A 23,732-nucleotide genomic window follows, 5' to 3' on the forward strand; every position below is an offset into this window, starting at 1 on the left:
AAAAATGAGCCATTTACATATTGTGGTTGGCACTTTATTCGTTGCCACCATTTATGTGAGTTTTTGCAACTTGGCGTTTGCCGAGTCAAGCTTTTTGCATGTATCTGACTACACCGTGAGCCTATTTGGTAAGTATTTGTGTTATGCCTTGCTCGCGTTAGCGGTGGACTTAGTTTGGGGCTATTGTGGAATTTTGAGTCTAGGTCATGGTGCCTTTTTTGGTTTAGGTGGCTACGCCATGGGCATGTACCTCATGCGTCAAATTGGCGACCGAGGAGTGTACGGCAACGCAGAATTACCAGATTTTATGGTTTTCTTGAATTGGACAGAGTTGCCTTGGTATTGGGCTGGCTCTTCTAGTTTTCTGTGGATGGTACTCATGGTATTTGTGGCGCCAGGAATACTCGCTTTCGTCTTCGGTATGTTGGCGTTCAGATCGCGTGTAAGCGGTGTATATCTCTCCATCATGACGCAGGCAATGACCTATGCGTTGATGTTGGCGTTTTTCCGCAACGAAATGGGCTTTGGTGGCAACAATGGCCTCACGGATTTTAAAGAAATAGCCGGTTTTTCATTGCAAGACCCGCACACTAAATTAGGCCTTTTTGTTGTTACTGCGATTGCACTTGCCATTGCTTATTGGGTAAGTAACTACATTGTTAAATCAAAATTGGGGGCGATAATTACGGCAACGCGCGACGCTGAAAGCCGTGTGCGGTTTGTTGGGTACAAGCCCGAATATTACAAAGTCTGGATTTTTGTTGTCTCGGCAATGATCGCGGGTGTGGCTGGCGCATTATATGTACCGCAGGTCGGTATTATTAACCCGGGTGAGTTTTCACCGCTAAACTCGATTGAAATTGTGGTGTGGGTGGCAATTGGTGGTCGCTATACCCTATATGGGGCGATTATTGGTGCTATTTTGGTGAGTTATGCTAAAACACGATTTACCGCAATTATGCCAGAGGCTTGGTTGTTTGCCTTAGGCGGATTGTTTGTCCTAGTTACCTTGCTTTTCCCTAAAGGGATTGCCGGTGCGTTGCCAGGTGTTGCAAGACGTTTTGGTCTCGATGCCAACACCAACGACAACAAAACCAATAAAAATAATGCACAAAGCGAAGAGCAAGGTACATTGAAAGCGCCACGCGCAGGGGGACAATGATGATCGTTGATAAAGCTGGCACCCCCATAACCGCCACTGACAATGTACAGCCGGATACGCGTCATGGCGTCATTTTATACGTCGAAGACGTGAGCGTAAGTTTTGACGGATTTAAAGCCCTAAATGACTTAAACCTTTATATCAATGACGGTGAGCTACGCTGCTTAATCGGCGCAAATGGTGCAGGTAAGACGACATTGATGGATGTTATCACCGGTAAAATTCGTCCAGACACGGGTAAAGTAAATTTTGGGCAACAAGTCGATCTTTTACAGTTAGATGAGTCTGAAATAGCGAGAGTGGGGATTGGTCGTAAATTTCAAAAACCGACGGTGTTTGAAGCACTTTCGGTGTACAAAAATATTGAACTTAGTTTAGCTGGCGACAAAGGCATTTGGACCTCGTTGTTTGGCAAGTTAACGGGTGAACAGCGAGACCGTATTGACGAAATATTGCGGACTATCGGCTTAACCAACGAAGCATTTTATATGGCCGAAAGGTTGTCTCATGGTCAGAAACAATGGCTTGAAATAGGTATGTTGCTAGCAGCAGAGCCGCGCGTATTGTTGGTTGATGAGCCGGTGGCAGGCATGACAGGCCAAGAAACCGAAAGAACCGCTGAGCTATTAACGTCTTTAGCGGGTGAGCATTCTGTCGTCGTTGTTGAGCATGACATGGCATTTGTACGCTCAATTGCGCGCACGGTCACGGTGTTACACCAAGGAAGTGTGCTTGCCGAGGGGAGTATGTCAGAAGTGCAATCTAATCCCGAGGTTATTAAAGTGTACCTTGGTGAGGATAGTGGTGAAGATAGTGGTGACGACAACAGCGAAGGCTACCCATCAGAAAGTGGTGAAGAATACATTGAAGCCTCAAGCAGTAAGGAAGGTTAAATGATTGAACTAGCTAAGGTAAATCAAAAATACGGCGGTACTCAGATTCTTTGGGATCTTAATTTAAACGTAAAGAAAGGCTCTCGTACCTGTATTATGGGGCGAAACGGGGTCGGTAAAACAACTTTACTTAAAGTTATCATGGGTATACTGCCGATCGCCGAAGGGACATTAACGATTAACGGCGTTGATATGGTAAAAAAGTCAGTGGAATCGCGTCCTGATATTGGCGTAGGTTATGTGCCCCAAGGTAGGCATATATTTGGTCAGCTTACCGTAGAAGAAAACCTTAAAATTAGTTTGAATTGCGCGCGCCAGAAAAGTAAGTTAATACCAGAACATATTTATGAGTTGTTTCCTGTATTAAAAGAAATGCTGCAACGCCGCGGTGGTGATTTATCGGGTGGGCAACAGCAGCAGTTAGCGATCGCACGTGCATTGGTGTTAAATCCAGAGATACTTATTTTGGATGAGCCTAATGAAGGTATTCAGCCAAATATCGTGCAACTCATTCGGGATGTCTTACTTAAACTCAATCGCGAACAAGGGATTACTATTGTGCTAGTTGAACAAAAGCTACCTTTTGCTCGCGCTGTCGGTGAAGAATTTGTACTAATGGAAAAAGGACATGTGATGTCAAGTGGCCTAATGGCTGATTTAAATGATGACCTAGTGAGCCAGTACCTAGCCGTTTAATATGAATCTTGCGCAAGAGAACTTGAAAAATGCATGGCAAGCATCTTTATATTTAAGGTTTGGTGATACTGCCGTAGGTACGCAACTACTAAACACCAAGCGGCATGGCCCACTCAACGTGCAGCGAGCGTTTTTTCCAGAAGGAAAAGACTGTGCTCACGTATACCTTTTGCATCCTCCTGCTGGCATTGTTTCAGGTGATGAACTCCGCATTTCCATCGACGTGCTTGAAGGAGCTCATGCACTTATTACTACCCCGGGCGCAAATCGTTTTTACCGGGCGCGAGAAGACATTTCTATTGGTGATTCGAAACAGTATCAACACGTCGAATTTAGACTAGCCAAAGACGCTAAATGTGAGAACTTTCCTTTAGAAACCATCGTTTACGATGGTGCTGACGGCGTTAATGAAGTGGATATCTACTTACATAAGAACGCATCGTATCTGGGCTGGGATATCACCTGTTTGGGTTTGCCCTCTTCAACACAGCCTTTTAAAAGTGGCAGCTTCACGCAACTTAATCGTGTGTTTTGTGATGATGAATTAATTTTTCATGATCGTATTGCTGTACACCCAAATAATGATATTTTTAATCATGTTGCTGGGCTTAACGCAAAACATGTGTTTGCGACGTTTTTAGCGCATGTGCCCTTGGATTCAGATCAAAAAAGCGCGTTAGAACAGTCGATTGATAGTCTTCGTGCAGTAGTAAGTGAGAATGACGCTGAAGGTAAAGTGAGCATTACAAAAATACGAGGGCTACTTGTGATGCGTTATCTTGGCGATAATGCTGAGGAATGCAAAGCGCTTTTTACTGAGTTATGGCAAATTTTGCGTCCAATAGTCATGCAAAAAACGGCAGTAAACCCCCGTATTTGGTACACATAATATGAGGGGGTGTAGATGGCACCTTTATTGAAAATAGAGCAGAGAATTGTATGGATTTGCTACCAAGAGAAAAAGATAAATTACTAATATTTACCGCGGCATTATTAGCTGAACGTCGTCTTAATAGAGGGTTAAAGCTTAATTACCCTGAAGCGATGGCATACATTTCAATGGAAATAATTGAAGGTGCCAGAGACGGTAAAACGGTCGCGGAGTTAATGGATTACGGCCGTACATTATTGGGTCGTGATCAAGTGATGGAAGGTATTTCCGAGTTGATACCTGAAGTGCAAGTAGAGGCGACGTTTCCGGACGGTACCAAACTAGTTACTGTGCACAACCCCATTGTTTGACAGCCATTATATTAGGCTGTTTGTTATAACGGAGAATAAACATGTTGATCCCCGGTGAAATTAAGACAGATGCTGGCGAGCACGAACTCAATCAAGGCCGCGAAAAAACGAATGTCGTTGTTGCCAACACGGGTGACAGACCAATACAAGTCGGTTCTCACTATCATTTTTACGAAGTGAATGCCGCGCTTTCTTTTGAGCGCGAAAAAACTAAGGGTTTCCGATTAGATATTACCTCGGGCACAGCAGTGCGTTTTGAACCGGGGCAAACGCGAGAAGTAACCTTGGTGGCATATCAAGGGAAACGCAGAGTATTTGGTTTTCGTGGTGATATACAGGGAGATTTGTAGATGGCGACTATAGATAAGCACGCTTATGCGCATATGTTCGGTCCAACGGTGGGTGACCGCGTGCGGCTGGCAGATACCGATTTATGGTTAGAGGTTGAAAAAGACTTCACTACTTACGGCGAAGAAGTAAAGTTTGGTGGAGGTAAGGTCATCCGAGACGGCATGGGACAGAGCCAAGCATCATGCAAAGATACCGTTGATTTGGTGATTACAAATGCCTTGATACTCGATCATTGGGGCATTGTGAAAGCAGATGTCGGTGTAAAGGACGGCCGCATTGCGATTATTGGCAAGGCCGGAAACCCCGATGTGCAAGACAACATTGATATTGAAGTTGGCCCTGGGACTGAAGTTATTGCAGGCGAGGGGCAAATTTTGACGGCCGGCGGTATAGATGCGCATATCCACTTTATTTGCCCTCAGCAAATTGATGAAGCGTTGATGTCTGGTGTGACGACAATGATTGGCGGAGGGACTGGCCCTGCAACGGGTACTAATGCGACTACATGTACACCGGGTCCGTGGAATATCCATAAAATGTTGCAAGCGACCAATGATTTCCCGATGAACTTTGGCTTTTTAGGGAAAGGTAACGCCAGTTTACCGTTGGCACTAGAAGAGCAAATTGAAGCGGGAGTTTGTGGTCTCAAACTCCATGAGGATTGGGGAACAACGCCTGCCGCTATTGATAATTGTCTATCGGTAGCAGAGCGTTATGATGTGCAAATTGCTATTCATACTGATACCTTGAATGAATCTGGTTTTGTGGAAGACACCCTAGGTGCATTTAAAGGGCGGACTATTCATACTTATCATACTGAGGGGGCTGGTGGCGGCCACTCGCCAGATATCATTCGCGCGTGTGGTGAAGACAATGTATTACCTTCATCAACCAATCCTACGCGTCCTTATACTATTAATACGGTTGATGAGCATTTGGACATGCTCATGGTGTGTCACCACTTAGATCCATCTATCCCAGAAGATATCGCCTTTGCGGACTCCCGAATTCGTAAAGAGAGCATCGCCGCAGAAGACATTATGCATGACTTAGGGGCTATCAGCATGATTGCCTCTGATTCTCAGGCCATGGGACGCGTGGGAGAGATGATCACGCGGACATGGCAAACCGCCCATAAAATGAAACAACAGCGCGGGCCGCTTGCACCAGACACTGAACGCAACGACAACTTTAGACTAAAGCGCTACATTGCTAAATACACGATAAACCCTGCCATTAGTCATGGTATCAGCCATGAAGTGGGCTCGATTGAAGTCGGTAAATTAGCGGATTTAGTCTTGTGGAAACCTGCATTTTTTGGCATTAAACCGTCGATGATTATTAAATCAGGCTTTATTGCGGCGGCGCCGATGGGTGATGCAAATGCGTCTATTCCGACACCGCAGCCCGTTTACTATCGGCCGATGTTTGGGTCTTACGGCAGTGCTGCAGCGAATACGTCAATGACCTTTATGTCGCAGGCCTCGGTGAATGCGGGTGTGCCTGCCGATATCGGCATGACAAGAATGGTGGGAATATGCAAGAACACGCGCAATATTGGTAAGAAAGATATGATACACAATGCGTGGACGCCTAAAGTAGAGGTAGATCCGCAAACCTATGAAGTGCGTGCAAACGGCGAGCTATTGCGCTGTGAACCGGCGACATCTTTGCCCCTAGCACAACGTTATACTCTTTTTTAGTCGCACTCCTATAAATAGGGAGAGTAGTTAGTTGCTATTGTTATTGTCGAGCAATAGCGTCGACTTTAGCAAGGACATTTAACGTGTATTTGTAACAATGAAAAACGTAATTGGAGTAATAAATGCTTAAAGCATATGAGCGCTATGATCACACACATGATCCTATCGCTGATACCATTACACTGGATCATGATACGCGCAAGAAAGCGCGGATTAAGGGGACGACTGACAGTGGTCAAAGCATTGGTATTTTTATGGAACGCGGTCACCCCTTGCTTGTGGGCGAAATACTTAAGACTGAGTGCGGCAAACAAATACAAGTGATTGGTGCTGAAGAACCGGTGAGTACTGCGAGTACAGACAATTGGTTAACATTTGCAAAGGCTTGTTACCATTTGGGAAATCGACATACGGTGTTGCAAGTGGGTGAATTGTGGCTACGTTACAAGCCTGATCATGTACTCGATGAATTGGTCGAAATGTTTGGTTTATGTGTTGATGCATCGCCCGCCGTATTCGAACCTGAAAATGGCGCGTATGGTAAGAGCGCGCATGCACATACGCATTCCCACGAACACTAATACTATCATGCAAGTAAATCCCATGAATATCAATCGCTTACTTCAGCTTTGTAGTGCGAATCTGCCCGTGGGTGGATTCTCGTTTTCACAAGGTTTAGAGTTTGCGATTGAAAACGGCTGGATTAAAAATCAGGCAGAAACCGCCAGTTGGGTAACATTGAATATGCGTGAATCAGTTGTAAGGACTGATGTCGCCATACTTAAGCGTTTGTATATGGCCATAGAAAAACACGATCTGAGCCAATTGCTTTACTGGAATCAACATCTGCTTGCATGCAGAGAAAGCAATGAACTTTTACTAGCAGATACAGCGATGGGAAAAGCGCTAGTGCGTTTATTAAATCAATTGGATGCGATTGATACAAGGCCCTACGAGGTGCTTTTTGCACAAGCGGATATCAGTTTTGTAAGTGCATTCACTGTCGCAGCGTATTTGTTTGAAATCGATTTACTTCAAGCACAAAGCGGCTATTGCTGGACCGTTATAGATAACCAAGTCGCGGCGGCGACCAAGCTCGTTCCCTTAGGTCAAACCCAAGCTCAAAATTTATTGTTTGGATTAAATAATGAGATCCGAACGTGGTTAGCGATTGCTAATCAACTAAGTGATGATGAAATTGGCGGTAGCTTACCTCATTTGGCAATGGCTAGCGCATGGCATGAAACACAGTATTCTCGACTATTTAGGTCGTAAAATTAGCGAATAAAAATAGATTTAACGAACATAATATTGGCAAACAAAATGAAAAAACAAGTATTAAGAATTGGCGTAGGTGGACCTGTAGGTTCGGGTAAAACCGCATTGTTGCGTCAACTGTGTCTGGCGTTGAGAGACAAGTACAATATGGCCGTAGTGACCAATGATATTTATACACGCGAAGACGCAGAGTTTTTGACAAAAAATGATGCGCTGTCGGCTGATCGAATTTTAGGTGTAGAAACGGGGGGCTGTCCGCATACCGCCATTCGAGAAGACGCCTCGATGAATTTGGCCGCAATAGAAGAATTGCAAACACGCCATGACAATTTAGATTTTGTGTTAGTAGAAAGCGGCGGTGACAACTTAAGCGCGACATTTAGTCCTGAGTTGTCTGATTTGACTATCTATGTGATCGACGTTTCTGCGGGTGACAAAATACCTAGAAAGGGTGGGCCGGGCATTACTAAATCGGATTTACTCATCATCAATAAAATAGATGTCGCTGACTTGGTTGGTGCATCACTGGATGTCATGGACAGAGATACGCGCAAAATGCGAGGCGACAAGCCGTTTATTTTTAGCAATATGAAAACCGAACAGGGCTTACAAGACATTATTGCTTTTATTGAAAAAGAAGGCATGTTGGGCGTCTAGCGTGCCATGCATAATAAAGGTTATACCAATTACACATACGGAGATACCAATGAAATTTTTTATACTTATGTTGTTAATATTGTCGTCAGGGTCTGCTTTCGCTCATCATGACCACCTAGTCAGTGACAGTACTTTGCACCTGATGTCACATATTGCCTTGATCGTTGTAGTGGCGTTATGCGGATATTTTGGTTTGCGGATGTATCGTAAAATGAAAAACTCTGATTAAATGGGCGTTAGCGCATATTTACTCGTTTGAGTGTTGATGGATAAAAAAGTTGTTGTAGTTACAGGTGGAAGTCGTGGCATTGGAGCGGCGAGCGCGAGACTATTTGCTCAAAAAGGGTTTCTCGTCTGTATCAATTACTCGTCGAATGATTTTGCGGCAATGCAATTGCAAAAAGCCTTGAATGCTGAGCTTGAATGTACGTATTTGTGTAAGGCCGATGTGTCGACTGGTGAGGGGGTTGAGCGACTTTTTAACTTTATTGATAATCAGCTAGGCAGAATTGATGTCCTTGTAAACAATGTTGGGATCCTTAAGCCGCAAGCGTCGTTGATTGATATAGACGAGGATCGTATTAACCAAATATTACGAACAAATGTCACCAGTCAATTGTTATGTGCCAAAGCAGCGGTTAGTCGAATGTCAACTTCCTATGGTGGTAGCGGTGGTGCGATTGTCAATGTATCGTCAGGTGCCGCTAAGTCTGGTTCACCTAATGAATACATTGATTACGCTGCATCGAAGGGGGCTATTGATAGCTTCACAATTGGACTCGCAAAAGAGGTTGCAAATCAGGGGATTCGAGTGAATTGTGTGCGCCCAGGCATGATTCATACTGCTATTCATGCCGATGGTGGAGAGCCAGAACGCGTAACTCGCTTAAGTCGCAAAATCCCATTGCAACGAGGGGGGCAACCCGCAGAGGTCGCTAACGCCATTTACTGGTTGGCGTCAGAAGAAGCCGCTTACACAACGGGCAGCTTTATTGATGTTACAGGCGGTTTGTAAGGTATTTAAGTCTTCCCACACACCGAACAACTATCTGAACGCTTAACGGCAAACTCGTTCCATTTAGCTGTCATTGCATCGTATAGGCATAACTTGTTAATGGCTGGAGTGCCGTAGTTTGTGAGTATTTTTATCGCTTCTATTGCTTGTGTTGCGCCTATTACACCTACAAGTGGTGACATGACACCAGATTCAACACAGCTAAGGTTTTGCTCGCCAAAAAACTGGCTGATGCAAGCATAACAAGCGGAACCTTGCTCGGGAACAACACAAAATACTTGCCCTTCCATTCGAATGGCCGCACCTGATACCAGTGGCGTCTTCTTGGCATAACTACACTTATTGATGAGGTTTCTAGTCTCGATGTTGTCGCTACAGTCGACAATGAGATCATGTGTTTTCACTAAGCCCATCAATTCAGTTTCGCTTTGACGTTTATCTATACAGGTAATGTCGATTTCACTATTGAGCTTAGTTAACGAGGTATACGCAGAGTCGACTTTTTTTAAGCCAATGGCCGATTCAGTGTGAAGCACTTGACGCTGTAAGTTGGTGTTTTCGACAACGTCATCATCAACGATGGTTAATTTGCCCACACCTGATGCCGCAAGGTATTGCGCCGCTGCGCAACCCAAACCGCCGACGCCAATAATCGCGACATTGGCGTTGATCAATATTTCCTGTCTATCTAAATCGAAGCCTGACAGCAATATATGGCGACTGTATCGCATGGCTTGTTGTGTACTGAGCGTTTTTTTCATGCACTAGCACTCAGAATGACGCGTTAGCTTTTGCATATAGATGGCTCACCATCACTCAGGAAATCCTGTGAATTTTTCAGCATTTAATCCCTTTTCGTACCAATTGGCGCGCTCTGACCAAAAAATATTGTCTTGGGGGGCAATGCTAGGGGCGTCATCTAAACTGCCTGCCGGTACTATAAGGGCTTTGCCTGAACTGGATACATAGGGCGTAGGTGAGCCACACGTCGCACAAAAGCTGCTGGTTAATGACCGGCCAGGCACATCAAAGCGTTTAACTTGCTCTTGCCCTGACAACCAAGTGATGTTGTCAACAGCCGTAAACAAGTTAGAGACATGTGCAGACCCAGTAGTTTTTTGACATTGTTGGCAGTGACAAAAATGAAATTGCATGAACGTATTTTCACATTCAAATGTTACGTCACCACAAAGGCAACTCCCTTTTATTTTACTCATCATTACTCCTAGATAATTTGGTAAAGGCGCTTAATTAGCGTTTGTATCTGCCCAAGTACTTATTTAACCATTGATCTAGCCTGCAGAACAGCCCCGAGGTCAGGCTCGGATAAACTAGGACTGCACAAGGCGCGAGCATCCTTTGCCAAATACGGCATAAGGGCATTCGAAATACCGCCAATGATACTCAAGCGTACTTTTTTAATGTCCATTAGCCTGTGAATGTATCGCCCAGTAAATGTCGCGATTTCCGTCACTACTTGCATCGCTATGGCATCGCCTTTGTCTGCGTATTCAAATACGATGGGCGCTAGGGAGGCAAAAAATGAGGGGTGTTTGGATATGCTCAAAGTGACGAGCGTTTTTGCATCCTCGCAGTTAAATGATTGCAATATGTGTTGCGTTAATGGCGTATGGGCGATTACACCATCCAAGGCTTCAAGCGTCAGTCTTATTGCTGTCAGGCCCAATTTTGCGCCACTTCCGCCATCGCCTAATAACAATCCGTGCCCGCCAATTTCTTCATAGTGGCCGAGGTGTTGAATACCTGCACAAAACCCGGTGCCGGTGATGATGACAGCGCCATCACTGCCATTGTGCGCTCCAGCCAGTGCGATATGTAAATCGGTAGTTATTTTTAACTGTTTAAACGGGTGTTGCCATTGCTTAACATCAGATGCATGGGGTTCAACTGTCGCGCCAGCAACACCAATACAAGCCGCAGTATCACTAAAAAGTGCGGGATCAATGTTTGCATCTTCAAAGGCTAATTGTGAGGCTGATAAAAATGCGTCTATCGCTTGCGTGGCACCTCGTACCAAATTAGACGCACCCGCTATACCTTCCCCTAACAGCTTGCCGTCAGCATCTTCTAATCGTGCTTTTGTTTTGGTACCGCCACCATCAATGCCTAGATAGAAATTTGGCTTTTTCATTTATGAGTCCGTGAAATCGTGAAAATTGCGTATTTGCGTTAAAAATGTCCGATGATGTCTTTACTTTTCAATTTATATACGCAGTTAGTATTTTATAAACGCAAATATGTAATTAAAACAATGTAGAGTAAAGTATAAAATACTACCAATAAAAGGAATAAATATGCTTATTCGACTGCTTGTATTAGGTTTTATAGTCTTTGGTACTATAAACTCATACGCATCAACACCAAAAGAACGTCAATTTGAGGTGCTACTACAAACCCACGTCCCAGGTGACCCTTATCGTGTTGTATCTACCGGTTATCTTATATATTACCCGGAAGACTATGAACAGGAAACGGATAAAGCGTTTCCTGTTGTGTTGTTTTTACACGGGGCTGGCGAAAATGGGACAAGTCCAAGCCTACTAAAATCAAAAGGTGGGTTTTTACCCGGTTTGGTTGAGCGAGATTGGAATTTTCCATTTATTATCGTATCCCCATTAGCTAGGTGGTCGATGGATTCATTGTCTCAGGCACCATACCTAGAAGAAATCATGTCTCATGTCCGTGCAAACAATCGTATTGATACAACCAGAGAATATGTTGCCGGTTTATCTCAAGGTGGCAAAGGCGCTCGATTATATGCTGAGAGACATGCTGATACTATTGCAGGTTTGGTTTCAGCTGCTGGTTACGCGGGTGGCGTAAATATTGATGGATTAGCGCAGAGCAATATTCCAGTCATTTTAAGCCATAATAAAGATGATGGGACGATTTCTTATAAGAGCTCGCAAGGGTATTACAATCGGCTGATTAATGCTGGTGCGACTAACGTTGTATACGATTTACAGGATACCGGCGGGCACAATGCGTGGACACGTGTATTCAAAAACATGCAACAATGGGATTGGTTACTGTCTTTTTCTAATCAAGGTACAGGCATTTCAATTAGTACTGCAAGTGCGTCGCCGAATGTCATCACATCAGACGTTACTTCTATTCAAATAAATGCAAACGTGATTGATGAATCTGGAGAATTAATTGGCATTCAGTCGGTGGTCGCAGATGTTAGTGAGGTAAGTGGCGTAGCGAATGATCTCATTGAAACAGTTGCATTAGGTGACAACAGCTATCAACTAAATTATGACCTTTTCAGCACCTTAAATTCAGGCACATATACCATAAACATAATTGCCACTGACTTAGATGGCAACACCAAATCTAAGCAAATAACGATTGAAGCAGTGTTGCCCGTTAATGCGCTGCCAAGTGCGACGATTGTTTCACCGAGTACTGGCGATCGCTTTGTTGAAGGACAAGATGTTGTTGTTGCCGTGGATGCGTTTGATAGCGATGGTGATATTCAGCAAGTATCACTTTATGTGAATGATGAACTTAGTGCAGTAAGCGACACGCAGCCGTATGAGTTTACTATTGACGATTTGTCGTATGGTGTAAATCAACTTCATGCGGTGGCGGAAGACAACCAAGGTGCTCAAACAGCGTCTGCTCGTATTACATTGATTGTCGACCCACTTAATCCGCTGCCAGCGGGTACTGAACGTCTAATTACTGTCGCAGGTGCTGGAAAAGTGACTAACGGTGGGTATTTTCCGCTAGAGATGGCGTTTGACGACCAACCAAGTTACGTAGACGATGGCACACCAGAACTTGTCGCTGGCGGCAGTTCGGCACCCTATTATTCCAGTCGCTTTGGGTATATTGATTTTGGTGAAAACTGGTTTAATGTGCGAATTACGAAAACATGGACGCTTTACAGGCCTTGGAGTGGCGGTCAACAAACGCCATATCAAAGCGTGTGGTGGGATGACGATAGCGATGCCGTGAACGACGATGGTGTTGTGGAGTCACAATTAAACTTTAATAGCGCAACAAATTTGGTAGCGCATGGTGATAGGCAATGGGCGCTTGACGGTAATTTTATACAAAATCCTATTGCGCCCAAAGCACGCTATTTGATTCTTCAGGCACCCGAGGCAATGTCCAATCGTGCGCTTGAGTATGCGATTATTGGGTGGGAGGTAGATGAACAAATACCACCACCGCCGCCTCCCGCAGCAGATTTAACCTTAATTCAACCGTTTGCAGCGGGCAAAGCTGAAGGTAGTGGTTACTTCCCTATGCAACATGCTTTTGATGACACGCCAGAATATTCAGATGGCATATTAAGTAATGCGGTGTCAGGAAACAATGCGCCATACTACAGTGGCAGAGTTGGCTATATCGACTTGGGCGACAATTGGGCAAACATCAGTATTGTTGAAACTCATACTTTATATAGGCCATGGAGTGGCGGTGATCACACGCCTTATGCGGAAGTTTGGTGGGATGACGACATTGATAGTATCAATGATGGGATCCTGGAAACGTCCATTAATTTCAATTCGGGTCAAAATTTGGCGAACAAAAACGATACCCAATGGATAAGAGATTTTGATGGTGGCGATACACCAATTCAGGCGAAAGGGCGATACATGCTCTTCCGCGCACCAGATAACATGTCTAGACGCGCGCTTGAATATGCCATTATTGGAACAGAGCAATAGTCAGTCGTTACTCTCTTCCTGCCGCGTATGCTGAGTAATCAGGTACGCGGTAATCATAAGACGTGTTTACTAATGACGATGTGATTAAATAGTCAGCGCTAGTGGGATTACAGGCAACTGCAATATTCCATACAGCGGCTATTCTCAGCAAGGCTTTTACATCAGGATCATGTGGCATAGAGGCTAACGGGTCCCAAAAAAATATCAAAATATCCAGTGTCTGTTCAGCAATTTTGGCACCTATTTGTTGATCACCACCCATTGGTCCACTGAGCAATGGCGCTACCTCCAAGCCCGTTGCTTTTTTTATTCGTTGGCCGGTGGTCCCTGTTGCACAGAGTGTTTGTTTTGCCAAATTCGCTTTATGTTTGAGGCACCATTGTGTCAAGGTATCCTTCATATGGTCGTGCGCGACTAGCGCTATACGTTTGGTTTTAGGTGCTAGTGCTTGGGTGTATTCCATAAAGTTAGTCACAATGCCTTAAATTATTTGCCCGATTAACGAGGGTCGTTAATGATGGCTTCTTCTATTCTATCCAATCTATCTTGCCCCCATACGACTATATTTTCAAATTGAATACTCGGTACACCCCAAACCCCTAATGAATACATTTCTTTTAGGTTTGCATCAACTTCTATACGCCAGCGGTTATTGTGTAAGTGCTGTTTGGCTATTTGCCAGTCTAGCCCAGCGGTCTTGACGATTTGGTACATGCCACTTTCATTGTCAGCGTGAATACCTTGCGCATTAACCGCCTTGGAAAAGCTGACTAAAAACTCAATGTATCGTCCTTGACTTCTTGCATAGTCCAGCAAGGCATAGCAGTTTTCAACGGCAGTGCCAAGCGGGTCTGCGACAAAGCCATAAGGTATCTTGTGTTTTTGTGACTCTCTTAGGGTATCTCTAAATATGTACATTTTTTTGCGCTTTGGGACATGTACACCTCGCATTACCATCGGTAATACGGGTTTTATCTCGATGCGTCGTTTGTACTTTCGGCCAATATTAATAAGCCGCATAAGCGCAAGATAAGAGTAGGGGCTTCGGGCTGACCAATATAAGATGATTGGAGATGAGCCAGCATTATCGACTTGTAGGCTTGTACGCGTGGCATATGCTCGTTCATCAGTTTTTAGTTCTGTGGATTGCGTTTGTCTATCCGATATCCCAAGTCGGGCGCTCAGGTATGAAAGCCTGTCTAGGCCCCAATACCAGTCACCAGCAAAGTAAAGCATCGCGCTATTGTAATGCCCTCGATTAATCAAATTCATGGCATTGTAGTCGCATGAGCGTTTGGCATACGCTAATTTGTTACCTAAGTCAGGGATTAATGTAGGGTTTAAGGTGAAATGATGTAAGGCTTTTAACAATACTTCCATGTTGTCTTGGGTTGTATAAGGCCGCTTTGTTATTGTTTCCAGATAGAAACTGAGCGTACGTTGATGACTAGCGGTGAGTGGCAGCTCTATTGGTGGCTTCAGGCCAAATTTATCTGCAAGGTAATGGGCATCCTGCCGCGCATATTTTTGGAGCATCACTGGTTCAGGAAACATGTCCTGCTCTTTATCTACTATCCAACGTATTGTTATGTTGAGTTTGTTTACGTCATTTCTGCTACTGCTAATGTCATCTGCAAAATGGTGCGCGAGATACTCAAGTAACAATTGACTGTATGGGTCGCCTACTTGAAGATATACCTCAATCATAGGCCAATTGCCTCTCAATTTTGATTCAATTTCGGCAGATTTATGCTGTATTGTCTGGGCAAGTTTACCGCCAATTCCTTTGGCAATGTAAGGCATTATCCTTCGCTTAATACGCATATGTGGGCTTAGTAGAGACATGTGAGAAGTGATATCGTTTGATACTACCAAAGTTTATTATTTGACTAAATATCTTGCGTTTAAACGTTATAAAAACGTGATGATTTGTATGCTTTTTAAACGTCGACTAGTGCGATGGTTATGGCGTCAGATAATTGTCAGGCTTATTTACCTTAGTTTACTAAGAAGCTCGCAATGCCGAATTGGTTGATTGACAGCAAGGCCTCTTGTGACATGTCTTTATTTTCTAAAAAAAGTAATCTCCGGTTATACATGCCATGAAGTTGTAATATGTCGGCATAATGTTTATCGAAGATTTCATAAAAGCTATTGTCTTTTAGCGCTTTAGACATACCATATTCGATGCGTTCTTTTAAGCGTATATTTTCAGATTTCACAAACATAAAATCCCCAAAGGGATAAATAAAAATTAGGGCAGGTTCTATCTTAAATTCGTCTTCTGCGTACTCAATTAGTTCTTGATCGACTTCAACAATACTTCTAGACAAACAATCAAAGCGCTTTTCTCGCAGCATTGGAAATAAGTTGCGGTACACAGGGTTATTAATCGATTTTAAGCCATGATTTGAAAATATATTTTTGTCCGGCCAATGCGTCCCTAGACCAACTAAAATATCGTTACTTTTAAAGTCTTCTAATGTACGTACGTAGGAAAAGTCAGCTTGTTCTTTTCTTACCATACATACGCGAAAGCCCAATAAGCCTCGATCCAAAGGTAAATAGATAGCGCTTGCTTTTTCTTCGCGTTCTCTGTTGACACCCGCGAGCATGAGATTTATTTGACGGTTACCATTAATTAAATCTGCAAAAGCCCTGCCTTGTTCGGTCGGCTGGCTAGGCTCAAGCGTATAGTCACCATACTCTTCTTTTGAAAGCTCAAATATATTGCGCAATGCTTCGCGTACATAGGGTTTGTCGTAATTTCTATTCCAGAGTACAACCTTGTCCACTGATAGCGCTTCAAACGCAACAACAAGCAGCAATATTCCCCAAATTCTTTTCATACCGTCATTATTCCTCTACAGCGCACAAATAGGACAATCCGGCACACTGTATATTTTTAGACTAATTACACATAAAAATCAATCTATTCAAAAAGGTCTTTTGGTAGCACACATGAACATATTTTTTTGTTTGTGCGGATCGGTGTTGTTACTATATATCTATTAAGGTCATAAATAAGGAGTTTGCAAGTTGAAAATAAAGATGTGTTGTTTACTTGTTATCTATTTTCTTGGTATTACTGCGAGTGTTGCTTCTCCTGAAAAAACCAAAATTGTGATTCATACTGATGGGTACTATCCACCATTTAGTTACCTTGACGGTAAGACTTTAAAGGGTTTTTACGTTGATTTAATCACAAAAATCGATGAACGTTTAGTTGATTACGACATAGAGTTAGTGCCCGATAAATGGAGCGTGGCCCGCGACAAACTTAAAGACGGAAACGGTTTTGCCATATTAGGTTCATATTTCCACGGACATACTCAGCCGTATTTGTACCCTTATTCAATCCCTCTTCATGAAGAAGAAGTCGTGTTGGTGTGTGGGAGTACAAACGATGACAATATTGGATTGAGTGTTTCTGAGCAAACTAGCGTTACAACTAATGCGCAGTGGCCAAAAGATTTTAAAGGTAAGTTGGTTGGTAATATAAAAGGTTACGATGGTTGGTTGCGTAATGCAGTGCGCAGTGCCGAAAATCTTGCGTACGTGCGGTTTTTAGAAATACCTAATATCGAAACTGCGTTGGCAATGATTGTCAAAGGGTCTCTTGATTGCGCGTTGTTTGAAAGGTTTGCGTTTCATAAAGCTAAAAAGCTGCTAGTGGCGTCAGGTAGATTTGATCCACAGACGGATATTCATCCGGTAATTTCAGCGTCGATAGCGCAAGAGAACGCCTATTTAGCATATTCGTCCAAAGCATTCGAATCAGAGCTATACCCCTTTTCAAGGGATTTCAAACGTGCGTTTGATATTGCTCTGTTCGAATTGCAACAATCAGGTGATTTGGAAGCGTTGACTAAACGTTATGGTGGCCTAGATATTCACTGATTTACGCATAGTATGTGCCAAATGTAAGGTGCGTCGATGCGCTAAAAACTAACAATCAAATTTGTCGAAAAATTGCGACCAGGTGACGTGAAACGATTGAGGTTAGCACTTCTGTCACGACCGAGCACTTCTGATGCAAGCCAGTATTTGTTGTTAGTCAGATTAAATACGCCAAGGTTAATTCGAATATTTGGTCGCAATTGATAGTGTCCGAGTAAATCGAAGGTTGTAAAGGATGGCGCTCTAAACAACACGGTATCAGGCGACGCATTTTCTTGTATAGGCGCTTGCGCTGTGTGAGAGGCGATAAACTCCAGGTGCCAAACACTATCTACTTCGCCGTATTGAATTCCCAACACCGACTGCGCTGGCAACACTGAAGATAGTTCTGCGCCAGTTTCAGTGTTTTCACTCGATTGATGCGATGTGCTGAATCTTGCTTGCCAGTTGTTAAAGACATCAAATGTTTCTCCGATGATCCAAGTCGCATGTAAATCTACGCCATTTATCTTAACGTCATCAATATTTTTGGCCTGAAATTCTAGTAAGTTACTTGTGGGGTTAAACCCTTTGACCGCAAGCGATTCAATAAAGTTTTTGTATGCATTCCTATATGCGCTGAACGAGAAGTCAATTGCCTTGAAAGACGTCCTGAGGCCAAATTCCCAGCTTGTGACTGATTCTGGTAATAAGTCTGGATTAGCTAAAGATGTATAGCCACCAGCAAAGTTAGTAAAGCCAACATTAACATCGTCCATTGGCGGAATACGAAAGCCTTCAGCATATTGAGCCCAAAGTGAGAGGGTCTCGTTTGGGTTGTATATTGCGCCAAACTTACCTGTGAGCTCTTCTTCTTCAACCGGCACAATGTCAACACCTGGATTAGCATTTGAAAATATTGAATCGCTATTTGGAGAAAGCGTAAACATATCATAGCGTAACCCTGGGCTTAGTCTAATTTTTCCATTTAGTAACTGATATTCGTCTTGGATGAATATGGCTTTTTCAGTCAAGGTCGATATGGGAAAGTCACGTGCTGGAAAGATTGAAAATTCTCTTTCCAATGTGTTGCTGGCCGTGTTTAGTGTAGCGCCTTCTCGAATGGATTCAGAATCCGTTTGCTGCCAACTTGCTCCATAAATTAAATAGTGCTCACCCGCGAGGTCAAAACTATGATCGAATTGCAGGTTTGTGCCTATCGCGTCTTGCTTAAATTTGCTATCACGTTGTCTAAATGTGACGGTGGGTGGTTGGGTGCTTGGGCTGCTTCTAAGCATGTTCGTATGTTGCAAGGTATCAGATTGCTGAGAAAATACACTTAAGTCAACCCGTTTAAGGTGTGAATGCTGTGGCTGATATACATAGTTTAACAGCAATCTGTGCCGGGTTTGCTCGTCGTCACCTTCACTATTTAGTGTTAAGACGCCACGAGATACAGTACCGGCATCAGAGAGTAGTGTGGTTTTGCTATCTTGCCGCTGGTAGTCTGTCGTAAACGTAAAGGCGTGTGAGACGGAGGGTTGATAGATGACTTTTGCCAATGCGGAGTGGGCATTATTGTCTTGTGGATTTGCGCTGTTGCGATTTGATCCTCTAATTTCTTGACCATTCATGTCTTTCTGTTCAGAGAAGTGACTTTGTGTTTCTTCGCCGTCGCGGATGCCAGCATTTAATAGCCATTGCCAGTCGTTATGCGTACCGGCATAGGTGATATTTGAGGAGAAAGTATTTGACTGACTATTGTAGCCGCTTTTCAGTCGTATGGCGGTATCTTTGTCGTCAGCGATTAATTCGTTTGGAGATTTACTTCTAAACGCCACTACGCCGCCAATAGCATCACTGCCATAAAGCGTCGATGCTGGCCCTCTAACAATATCGACAGTGCTAATTAAATCGATATCTACAAAGTCTCTACGTGCAGACAAATTGGGGCCAAATGAAAATTCGTCAGCAATCGGTACTCCGTCCAACAAGATTAAAACGCGATCACCATTAATGCCGCGAATATTAAAGCCCGCAAGCCCAAATCTGCCATTTCCTTCAACACTAATGCCGGGTTCATAGCGCAAAATGTCACGGATATTCGTGGACGCGAGCGAATCTATTTGTTCGCTAGTAACTTGTGTAACGGTTGCAGCAATTTCGTTAATCTCTCTTTTAGTTTTTGTCCCACTGACGGTAATGACTTCCAGCGCTTCGACTCCGTCTAGCGCATCTGCGTTAGCTGGAAAGTGCATGGAGAGGGATATTGCCGCCAGTACAGCAAAAGGCTTGGAATTGTAAGATTGCATAATTTCTCTTTTTCTAAATAAGAACAATTTTTATTTGCATTTAATGCTAATGATAACTATTATTATTTGCAACAAAATTATGTGATTTATTTTAAGGCTGCTTTAATGGACAGAGTGACAACGAGTATTCTAGTAAAATTTGTATTGATGTTTGTTTTTCTAAGCACGATGAACAAGGATGTTCATTCTCAGGAAAAAAACGCAAATTTTTCTGTGCAATTAGCAGGTGATAACACACCCCTGAAGATTGTCAGTGCAGGTGGCAGCGTCACGGAAATCCTTTTTGCGCTAGGTGCGGCAGCATCAGTCATCGCGGTTGATACAAGTTCCTCTTATCCAGCATCAGTGCAAACGCTGCCAAACGTTGGCTATTACCGTCAGTTGAGTGTTGAAGGAGTTATCTCAACCGGCGCTAGTCACTTGATTGCGCTAAAAGGCGCTGGACCGAGTACGGGCTTACAACAAATTGCGGCGGCGGGCGTGGCTGTTCATGGCGTCGATGTGCCAAAGAATATTGAGGGTTTGTATCAAGCCATTACGACCATTGGCGAGCTGGTAGAAAAACAGGAAGAGGCAAGGGCGCTGATTGCGAGCTTAACACAGCAATTTGCGACTATTCGTGCTCATGAGTGGTCTATTGTAGGAAAGACGGCGGCGTTTATGATGTCTATTTCAGACCAAGGCTTAATGGCCGCTGGTCAGAGCACAGTACCTGACTTGATTTTCTCACAATTGGGTTTGACTAACCCCTATACCGACATCAATGGTTTTAAAGCGGTTTCACCTGAATCTCTGTTGAAGCACCCGCCTGATTTTATCTTGATGCCCGCTCATCAAGCGCGAGGGCATACCGTTGAACAACTTTGCCAAAAGGCTGCAATGCGTTTATACGTCAAACAACACGGGTGTAATTTATATATTGTTGATTCTTTGAAATTCCTTGGGCTAACACCACGCCTACCTAGCGCGTTTAAAGATGTTTTAGCCTATGCAAATAACTGAGCGAAGTTTTCAATTTGAGCGTGTGGCTCGCCAACAAAAGCATCGACAAGCGTTATTGCTTTGTATATGCACACTTCCTTTTGCATTTTTGCTATCGCTAAGTATCGGCGCTGTGGATGTCAGTCTGTGGCAAATGTTAGCGTCATTCAGTGGTGATTTAAACGATGTAACGAGTGAATCAAACATGCAAGCGATGCAGCGTGCGATTGTCTTCGAAATCAGAATGCCACGTATTTTGATGACCATGCTTACTGGCGCTGGCCTTGCAATTTGTGGTGTTGTGTTGCAATCCATCTTTAGGAATCCTCTTGCTGATCCGGGACTCATTGGTGTGTCTTCATGTGCGGCTTTATTTGCGGCCTTAGGCTTTTTTATTAGTTCGATATTCATCGTGAGTGAATGGTTGCTCCCTTATTTTATTCCGGTGATGGCATTTATCGGGGCATTAGTCAGTGTTTGTTTGTTGTTTGCCGTCGCAGGGCGAAACAAACAAGTGAATACCTTAATGCTAATACTTGCTGGTGTGGCGATTAACGCTGGCGCGATGACCTTGCTCGGAATTATCACGGTTATTGTTGATGACAGCACGTTACGCCAAATTTCGTTTTGGAGTATGGGCAGTTATGCAGGTATTTCGGCGTCGGTGAGCGTAATGACCACCTTTGTAATATTTGTCGGTGCTTATTTGCTTTGGCAACAAAAAAACGCGCTGATGTTAATGGCGATTGGTGAGAAGCAAGCAAAGTTTCAAGGTATCGACACCGAACGCGTTAAAATTCGTTCACTTATCATTGTCTCTGCAATGATTGCGGTATGTGTCAGCTTTACCGGCATTGTCGGTTTTGTCGGATTGGTTGTACCACACATTTGTCGGATGTTAAGCACTAGCCACCTAAAAGTTCTTATGCCTATGTGTGCGATGGCCGGTGCAATTCTAGTTTGTTTGGCTGACACATTGGCTCGCATGGTAATCGCCCCGTCTGAGTTGCCAGTGGGTTTGATTACATCAGTGATTGGTGTGCCGGTTTTTGTTGCATTGATATACCAAGAAAAAAGGAAGCAAATGGATGTATGAAATACACGGTTTGAGTATTAATCGAGGCACAAAAGTGCTGATAAAAAACGTTGATGTCGACTTTCGTGCGAATAAAATCACGGCCATTATAGGCGCAAACGGTGCTGGAAAATCTACCCTATTTAAAGCCCTATTAGGCGAATTTATACCTGATGCAGGGCAAATACATTTTGACAACAAAAATATACAAGCATGGTCTTTATCGGACTTAAGCAAAAAGCGCGCGTACATCGCGCAAAGCTTTCGACCAACCATTGCATTACCGGTATTTGAATACTTAGCACTTGCCAGAGAGCAATACCACGAAAGTGAGCAACGTACTCAGCGCTTGGTTTTTGAGATTGCGAGTAAAATGGGGATTCATCTGAAGTTACTTGCATGCATTACGCATTTGTCTGGCGGTGAGTTTCAAATGTTAGAATTTGCTCGCGCTTGGTTACAGCTATGTGGCAGCACTAATGGCAATGGCAGTATGAAAGGCAAATGTTTAATGCTTGATGAACCAAGTAGCGCACTTGATATCTGTCAGTCTCAGCGACTATATACGCACGTTAAACATTTTCAACAGGCAGGCGGTACTGTGTTGATCATTGATCACGACATTAATGCGGTTTCGCAGTTAGCAGACGACTTGGTATTCATTAAAGACGGCGCACTGCAAACGTGCGGCCCCACTCCTTCTGTATTTACGGCAGAAAACCTGAACGATTGTTTCAATACAAGCGGCCAAATTCAGGGGCAACAAGCCAATAAATCACATTCGAACATGCGCAAACTTACGGGCGTTTATGTACTCAACGGTAATGCTTCACAAACGCCAATGCAAACTGAAAATGATGTGCATAGTGGCATACCAAATACCTTGAATTTTGATACGTAGGAAGAAATTAATTATGACAACAGCATCTATTATTACTGAGACGCAAGATGCGTCGCAGGAGAAAGACACACTGAGTATTACAGCTGAAAAACGCGACACGAAAAAAACACATATTCACAACGCACGAAAGCTAATGCGTCAGCAACACAGTGGCGTACTGTCTACGCTAAGCTTATCGATGAAGGGCTTCCCTTTTGGGTCTATCACGCCATATTTAATGACCGAGGAGGGCGACATAGTCATATATGCGTCAGATATTGCTCAACACTCTCGAAATATGAAAGTCGAATCAAAAGTGAGTTTGTGCGTACATGACGCTCATGCGCAAGATAGCCAAGCAATTGCTAGGGTGACACTATGCGCGTATGCAGAAATTGATGCAGTAGACAAAGATCTGCAACAAGCGTATTTCACTCTATTCCCCCAAGCGAAGGCTTACGTGAAAGCCCATGATTTTCGGTTTTATCTATTACATGTAGACCGTGTTCGTTATATTGGCGGGTTTGGTGAAATCTATTGGTTTTCGCAAGAAGAATGGAGTGAATCTCTGCCAGTCTCGGCGCAAAGCAAAGCGGCAATTGAACATATGCATGCTGACCATGCAGACGCACTTGCTGATATTGTCAATGCTTTTGCGATTAAATCGGGTGTAAACAAAGGTACGGTAAAGATGCTGACTTGTTACGCAGAAGGGTTTCATTACATTGTTGTCCGGAGCACCGAATCAGACAGCGATACTTGTAACAGGCAGTTTATCCCTTTTTTAAAGGAGGTTAATGAAGATTATAGTTTGCGAAAGGCGATGGTTGAGCTAACTAAATATAGTCGGTAATCTGTATTTTTCTTGTTTGTCATTCTCTTGTCATTAATTTACTTGATACTGC

The 23,732-nt window shown here is 43.6% G+C and carries 25 protein-coding genes; 18 read left to right on the forward strand and 7 right to left on the reverse strand.

What is annotated here, in order from left to right; all coding sequences use genetic code 11:
- The first annotated feature begins 4 nt into the window (after positions 1 to 4).
- The 12 genes from urtC to QQK00_RS12995 all read left to right on the forward strand — a co-directional run bounded on the left by urtC (position 5) and on the right by QQK00_RS12995 (position 8,997).
- The gene (gene urtC, locus QQK00_RS12940) at positions 5 to 1,162 is read left to right on the forward strand and encodes an urea ABC transporter permease subunit UrtC (protein ID WP_431307742.1); all 1,158 of its coding nucleotides are present in this window, start codon (positions 5 to 7) and stop codon (positions 1,160 to 1,162) included.
- Entirely contained in the window at positions 1,162 to 2,055 is an 894-nt protein-coding gene (gene urtD, locus QQK00_RS12945) for an urea ABC transporter ATP-binding protein UrtD (RefSeq protein WP_284218321.1), read from the forward strand. The genes urtC and urtD overlap by 1 nt, the downstream gene beginning before the upstream one ends.
- Complete coding sequence (gene urtE, locus QQK00_RS12950) at positions 2,056 to 2,751, forward strand: urea ABC transporter ATP-binding subunit UrtE (protein WP_284217998.1); 696 nt, start codon at positions 2,056 to 2,058, stop codon at positions 2,749 to 2,751.
- Position 2,752: 1 nt separating this feature from the next.
- Complete coding sequence (locus QQK00_RS12955) at positions 2,753 to 3,640, forward strand: urease accessory protein UreD (RefSeq protein WP_284217999.1); 888 nt, start codon at positions 2,753 to 2,755, stop codon at positions 3,638 to 3,640.
- 50 nt (positions 3,641 to 3,690) lie between these two features.
- Positions 3,691 to 3,993 carry an urease subunit gamma gene (locus tag QQK00_RS12960; RefSeq protein ID WP_284218000.1) on the forward strand — a complete coding sequence of 101 codons (303 nt, stop codon included), beginning with the start codon at positions 3,691 to 3,693 and terminating at the stop codon, positions 3,991 to 3,993.
- A gap of 44 nt (positions 3,994 to 4,037) precedes the next feature.
- Positions 4,038 to 4,343, forward strand: a complete 306-nt coding sequence (locus QQK00_RS12965; protein ID WP_284218322.1) for an urease subunit beta — start codon at positions 4,038 to 4,040, stop codon at positions 4,341 to 4,343.
- Positions 4,344 to 6,047: an urease subunit alpha gene (ureC, locus tag QQK00_RS12970; protein WP_284218001.1), complete on the forward strand. Its 1,704-nt coding sequence runs from the start codon at positions 4,344 to 4,346 to the stop codon at positions 6,045 to 6,047.
- 122 nt (positions 6,048 to 6,169) lie between these two features.
- Positions 6,170 to 6,628, forward strand: coding sequence for an urease accessory protein UreE (ureE, locus tag QQK00_RS12975; protein WP_284218002.1), 459 nt, complete (start codon positions 6,170 to 6,172; stop codon positions 6,626 to 6,628).
- A 22-nt stretch (positions 6,629 to 6,650) separates the two neighbouring features.
- A complete protein-coding gene (locus QQK00_RS12980; RefSeq protein ID WP_284218003.1) occupies positions 6,651 to 7,322 on the forward strand; it encodes an urease accessory protein UreF in 672 nt (223 codons plus the stop codon).
- Between the two features lie 48 nt (positions 7,323 to 7,370).
- Positions 7,371 to 7,982, forward strand: a complete 612-nt coding sequence (gene ureG, locus QQK00_RS12985) for an urease accessory protein UreG (RefSeq protein ID WP_284218004.1) — start codon at positions 7,371 to 7,373, stop codon at positions 7,980 to 7,982.
- 49 nt (positions 7,983 to 8,031) lie between these two features.
- A complete protein-coding gene (locus QQK00_RS12990) occupies positions 8,032 to 8,211 on the forward strand; it encodes a hypothetical protein (RefSeq protein ID WP_284218005.1) in 180 nt (59 codons plus the stop codon).
- Positions 8,212 to 8,244: 33 nt separating this feature from the next.
- Entirely contained in the window at positions 8,245 to 8,997 is a 753-nt protein-coding gene (locus QQK00_RS12995; RefSeq protein WP_284218006.1) for an SDR family oxidoreductase, read from the forward strand.
- Positions 8,998 to 9,002: 5 nt separating this feature from the next.
- Here QQK00_RS12995 and moeB read toward each other — a convergent pair whose 3' ends face one another.
- Genes moeB through QQK00_RS13010 form a run of 3 tightly spaced genes read right to left on the reverse strand, consistent with a single transcriptional unit; the run spans position 9,003 to position 11,149 of the window.
- Positions 9,003 to 9,758, reverse strand: a complete 756-nt coding sequence (gene moeB / locus QQK00_RS13000; RefSeq protein WP_284218007.1) for a molybdopterin-synthase adenylyltransferase MoeB — start codon at positions 9,756 to 9,758, stop codon at positions 9,003 to 9,005.
- A 51-nt stretch (positions 9,759 to 9,809) separates the two neighbouring features.
- A complete protein-coding gene (locus QQK00_RS13005; protein ID WP_284218008.1) occupies positions 9,810 to 10,214 on the reverse strand; it encodes a GFA family protein in 405 nt (134 codons plus the stop codon).
- Between the two features lie 59 nt (positions 10,215 to 10,273).
- A complete protein-coding gene (locus tag QQK00_RS13010) occupies positions 10,274 to 11,149 on the reverse strand; it encodes a glucosamine kinase nucleotide-binding domain-containing protein (RefSeq protein ID WP_284218009.1) in 876 nt (291 codons plus the stop codon).
- 163 nt (positions 11,150 to 11,312) lie between these two features.
- On the opposite strand from QQK00_RS13010, the gene QQK00_RS13015 reads away from it, so the two are divergent.
- Positions 11,313 to 13,700, forward strand: coding sequence for an Ig-like domain-containing protein (locus tag QQK00_RS13015; protein ID WP_284218010.1), 2,388 nt, complete (start codon positions 11,313 to 11,315; stop codon positions 13,698 to 13,700).
- Positions 13,701 to 13,707: 7 nt separating this feature from the next.
- Here the strand turns inward: QQK00_RS13015 and QQK00_RS13020 are convergent, their stop codons facing one another.
- From QQK00_RS13020 to QQK00_RS13030, 3 genes are all read right to left on the reverse strand, one after another.
- Positions 13,708 to 14,163, reverse strand: coding sequence for a methylglyoxal synthase (locus QQK00_RS13020; protein WP_284218011.1), 456 nt, complete (start codon positions 14,161 to 14,163; stop codon positions 13,708 to 13,710).
- Between the two features lie 35 nt (positions 14,164 to 14,198).
- Complete coding sequence (locus QQK00_RS13025) at positions 14,199 to 15,503, reverse strand: DsbA family protein (protein WP_284218012.1); 1,305 nt, start codon at positions 15,501 to 15,503, stop codon at positions 14,199 to 14,201.
- 194 nt (positions 15,504 to 15,697) lie between these two features.
- The gene (locus tag QQK00_RS13030; protein WP_284218013.1) at positions 15,698 to 16,549 is read right to left on the reverse strand and encodes a hypothetical protein; all 852 of its coding nucleotides are present in this window, start codon (positions 16,547 to 16,549) and stop codon (positions 15,698 to 15,700) included.
- A 190-nt stretch (positions 16,550 to 16,739) separates the two neighbouring features.
- On the opposite strand from QQK00_RS13030, the gene QQK00_RS13035 reads away from it, so the two are divergent.
- Positions 16,740 to 17,600: a substrate-binding periplasmic protein gene (locus tag QQK00_RS13035; protein WP_284218014.1), complete on the forward strand. Its 861-nt coding sequence runs from the start codon at positions 16,740 to 16,742 to the stop codon at positions 17,598 to 17,600.
- 41 nt (positions 17,601 to 17,641) lie between these two features.
- Here QQK00_RS13035 and QQK00_RS13040 read toward each other — a convergent pair whose 3' ends face one another.
- Complete coding sequence (locus tag QQK00_RS13040; protein WP_284218015.1) at positions 17,642 to 19,891, reverse strand: TonB-dependent hemoglobin/transferrin/lactoferrin family receptor; 2,250 nt, start codon at positions 19,889 to 19,891, stop codon at positions 17,642 to 17,644.
- 105 nt (positions 19,892 to 19,996) lie between these two features.
- Between QQK00_RS13040 and QQK00_RS13045 the strand changes: the two genes are divergently transcribed.
- From QQK00_RS13045 to QQK00_RS13060, 4 genes are read left to right on the forward strand one after another with little or no spacing between them, the layout of a single operon-like run.
- Positions 19,997 to 20,893: a heme/hemin ABC transporter substrate-binding protein gene (locus tag QQK00_RS13045; RefSeq protein ID WP_284218016.1), complete on the forward strand. Its 897-nt coding sequence runs from the start codon at positions 19,997 to 19,999 to the stop codon at positions 20,891 to 20,893.
- Positions 20,880 to 21,968, forward strand: coding sequence for a FecCD family ABC transporter permease (locus QQK00_RS13050; RefSeq protein WP_284218017.1), 1,089 nt, complete (start codon positions 20,880 to 20,882; stop codon positions 21,966 to 21,968). Before QQK00_RS13045 ends, QQK00_RS13050 begins: the two co-directional genes overlap by 14 nt.
- Positions 21,961 to 22,848 (forward strand): ATP-binding cassette domain-containing protein, encoded by an 888-nt coding sequence (locus QQK00_RS13055; protein WP_284218018.1) that lies wholly within the window; start codon positions 21,961 to 21,963, stop codon positions 22,846 to 22,848. Before QQK00_RS13050 ends, QQK00_RS13055 begins: the two co-directional genes overlap by 8 nt.
- Before the next feature lie 13 nt (positions 22,849 to 22,861).
- A complete protein-coding gene (locus QQK00_RS13060) occupies positions 22,862 to 23,680 on the forward strand; it encodes a HugZ family pyridoxamine 5'-phosphate oxidase (protein WP_284218019.1) in 819 nt (272 codons plus the stop codon).
- Positions 23,681 to 23,732: the final 52 nt, after the last annotated feature.

The organism is Agaribacter marinus, from assembly GCF_030160655.1.
GTDB lineage: Bacteria > Pseudomonadota > Gammaproteobacteria > Enterobacterales > Alteromonadaceae > Glaciecola > Glaciecola marina.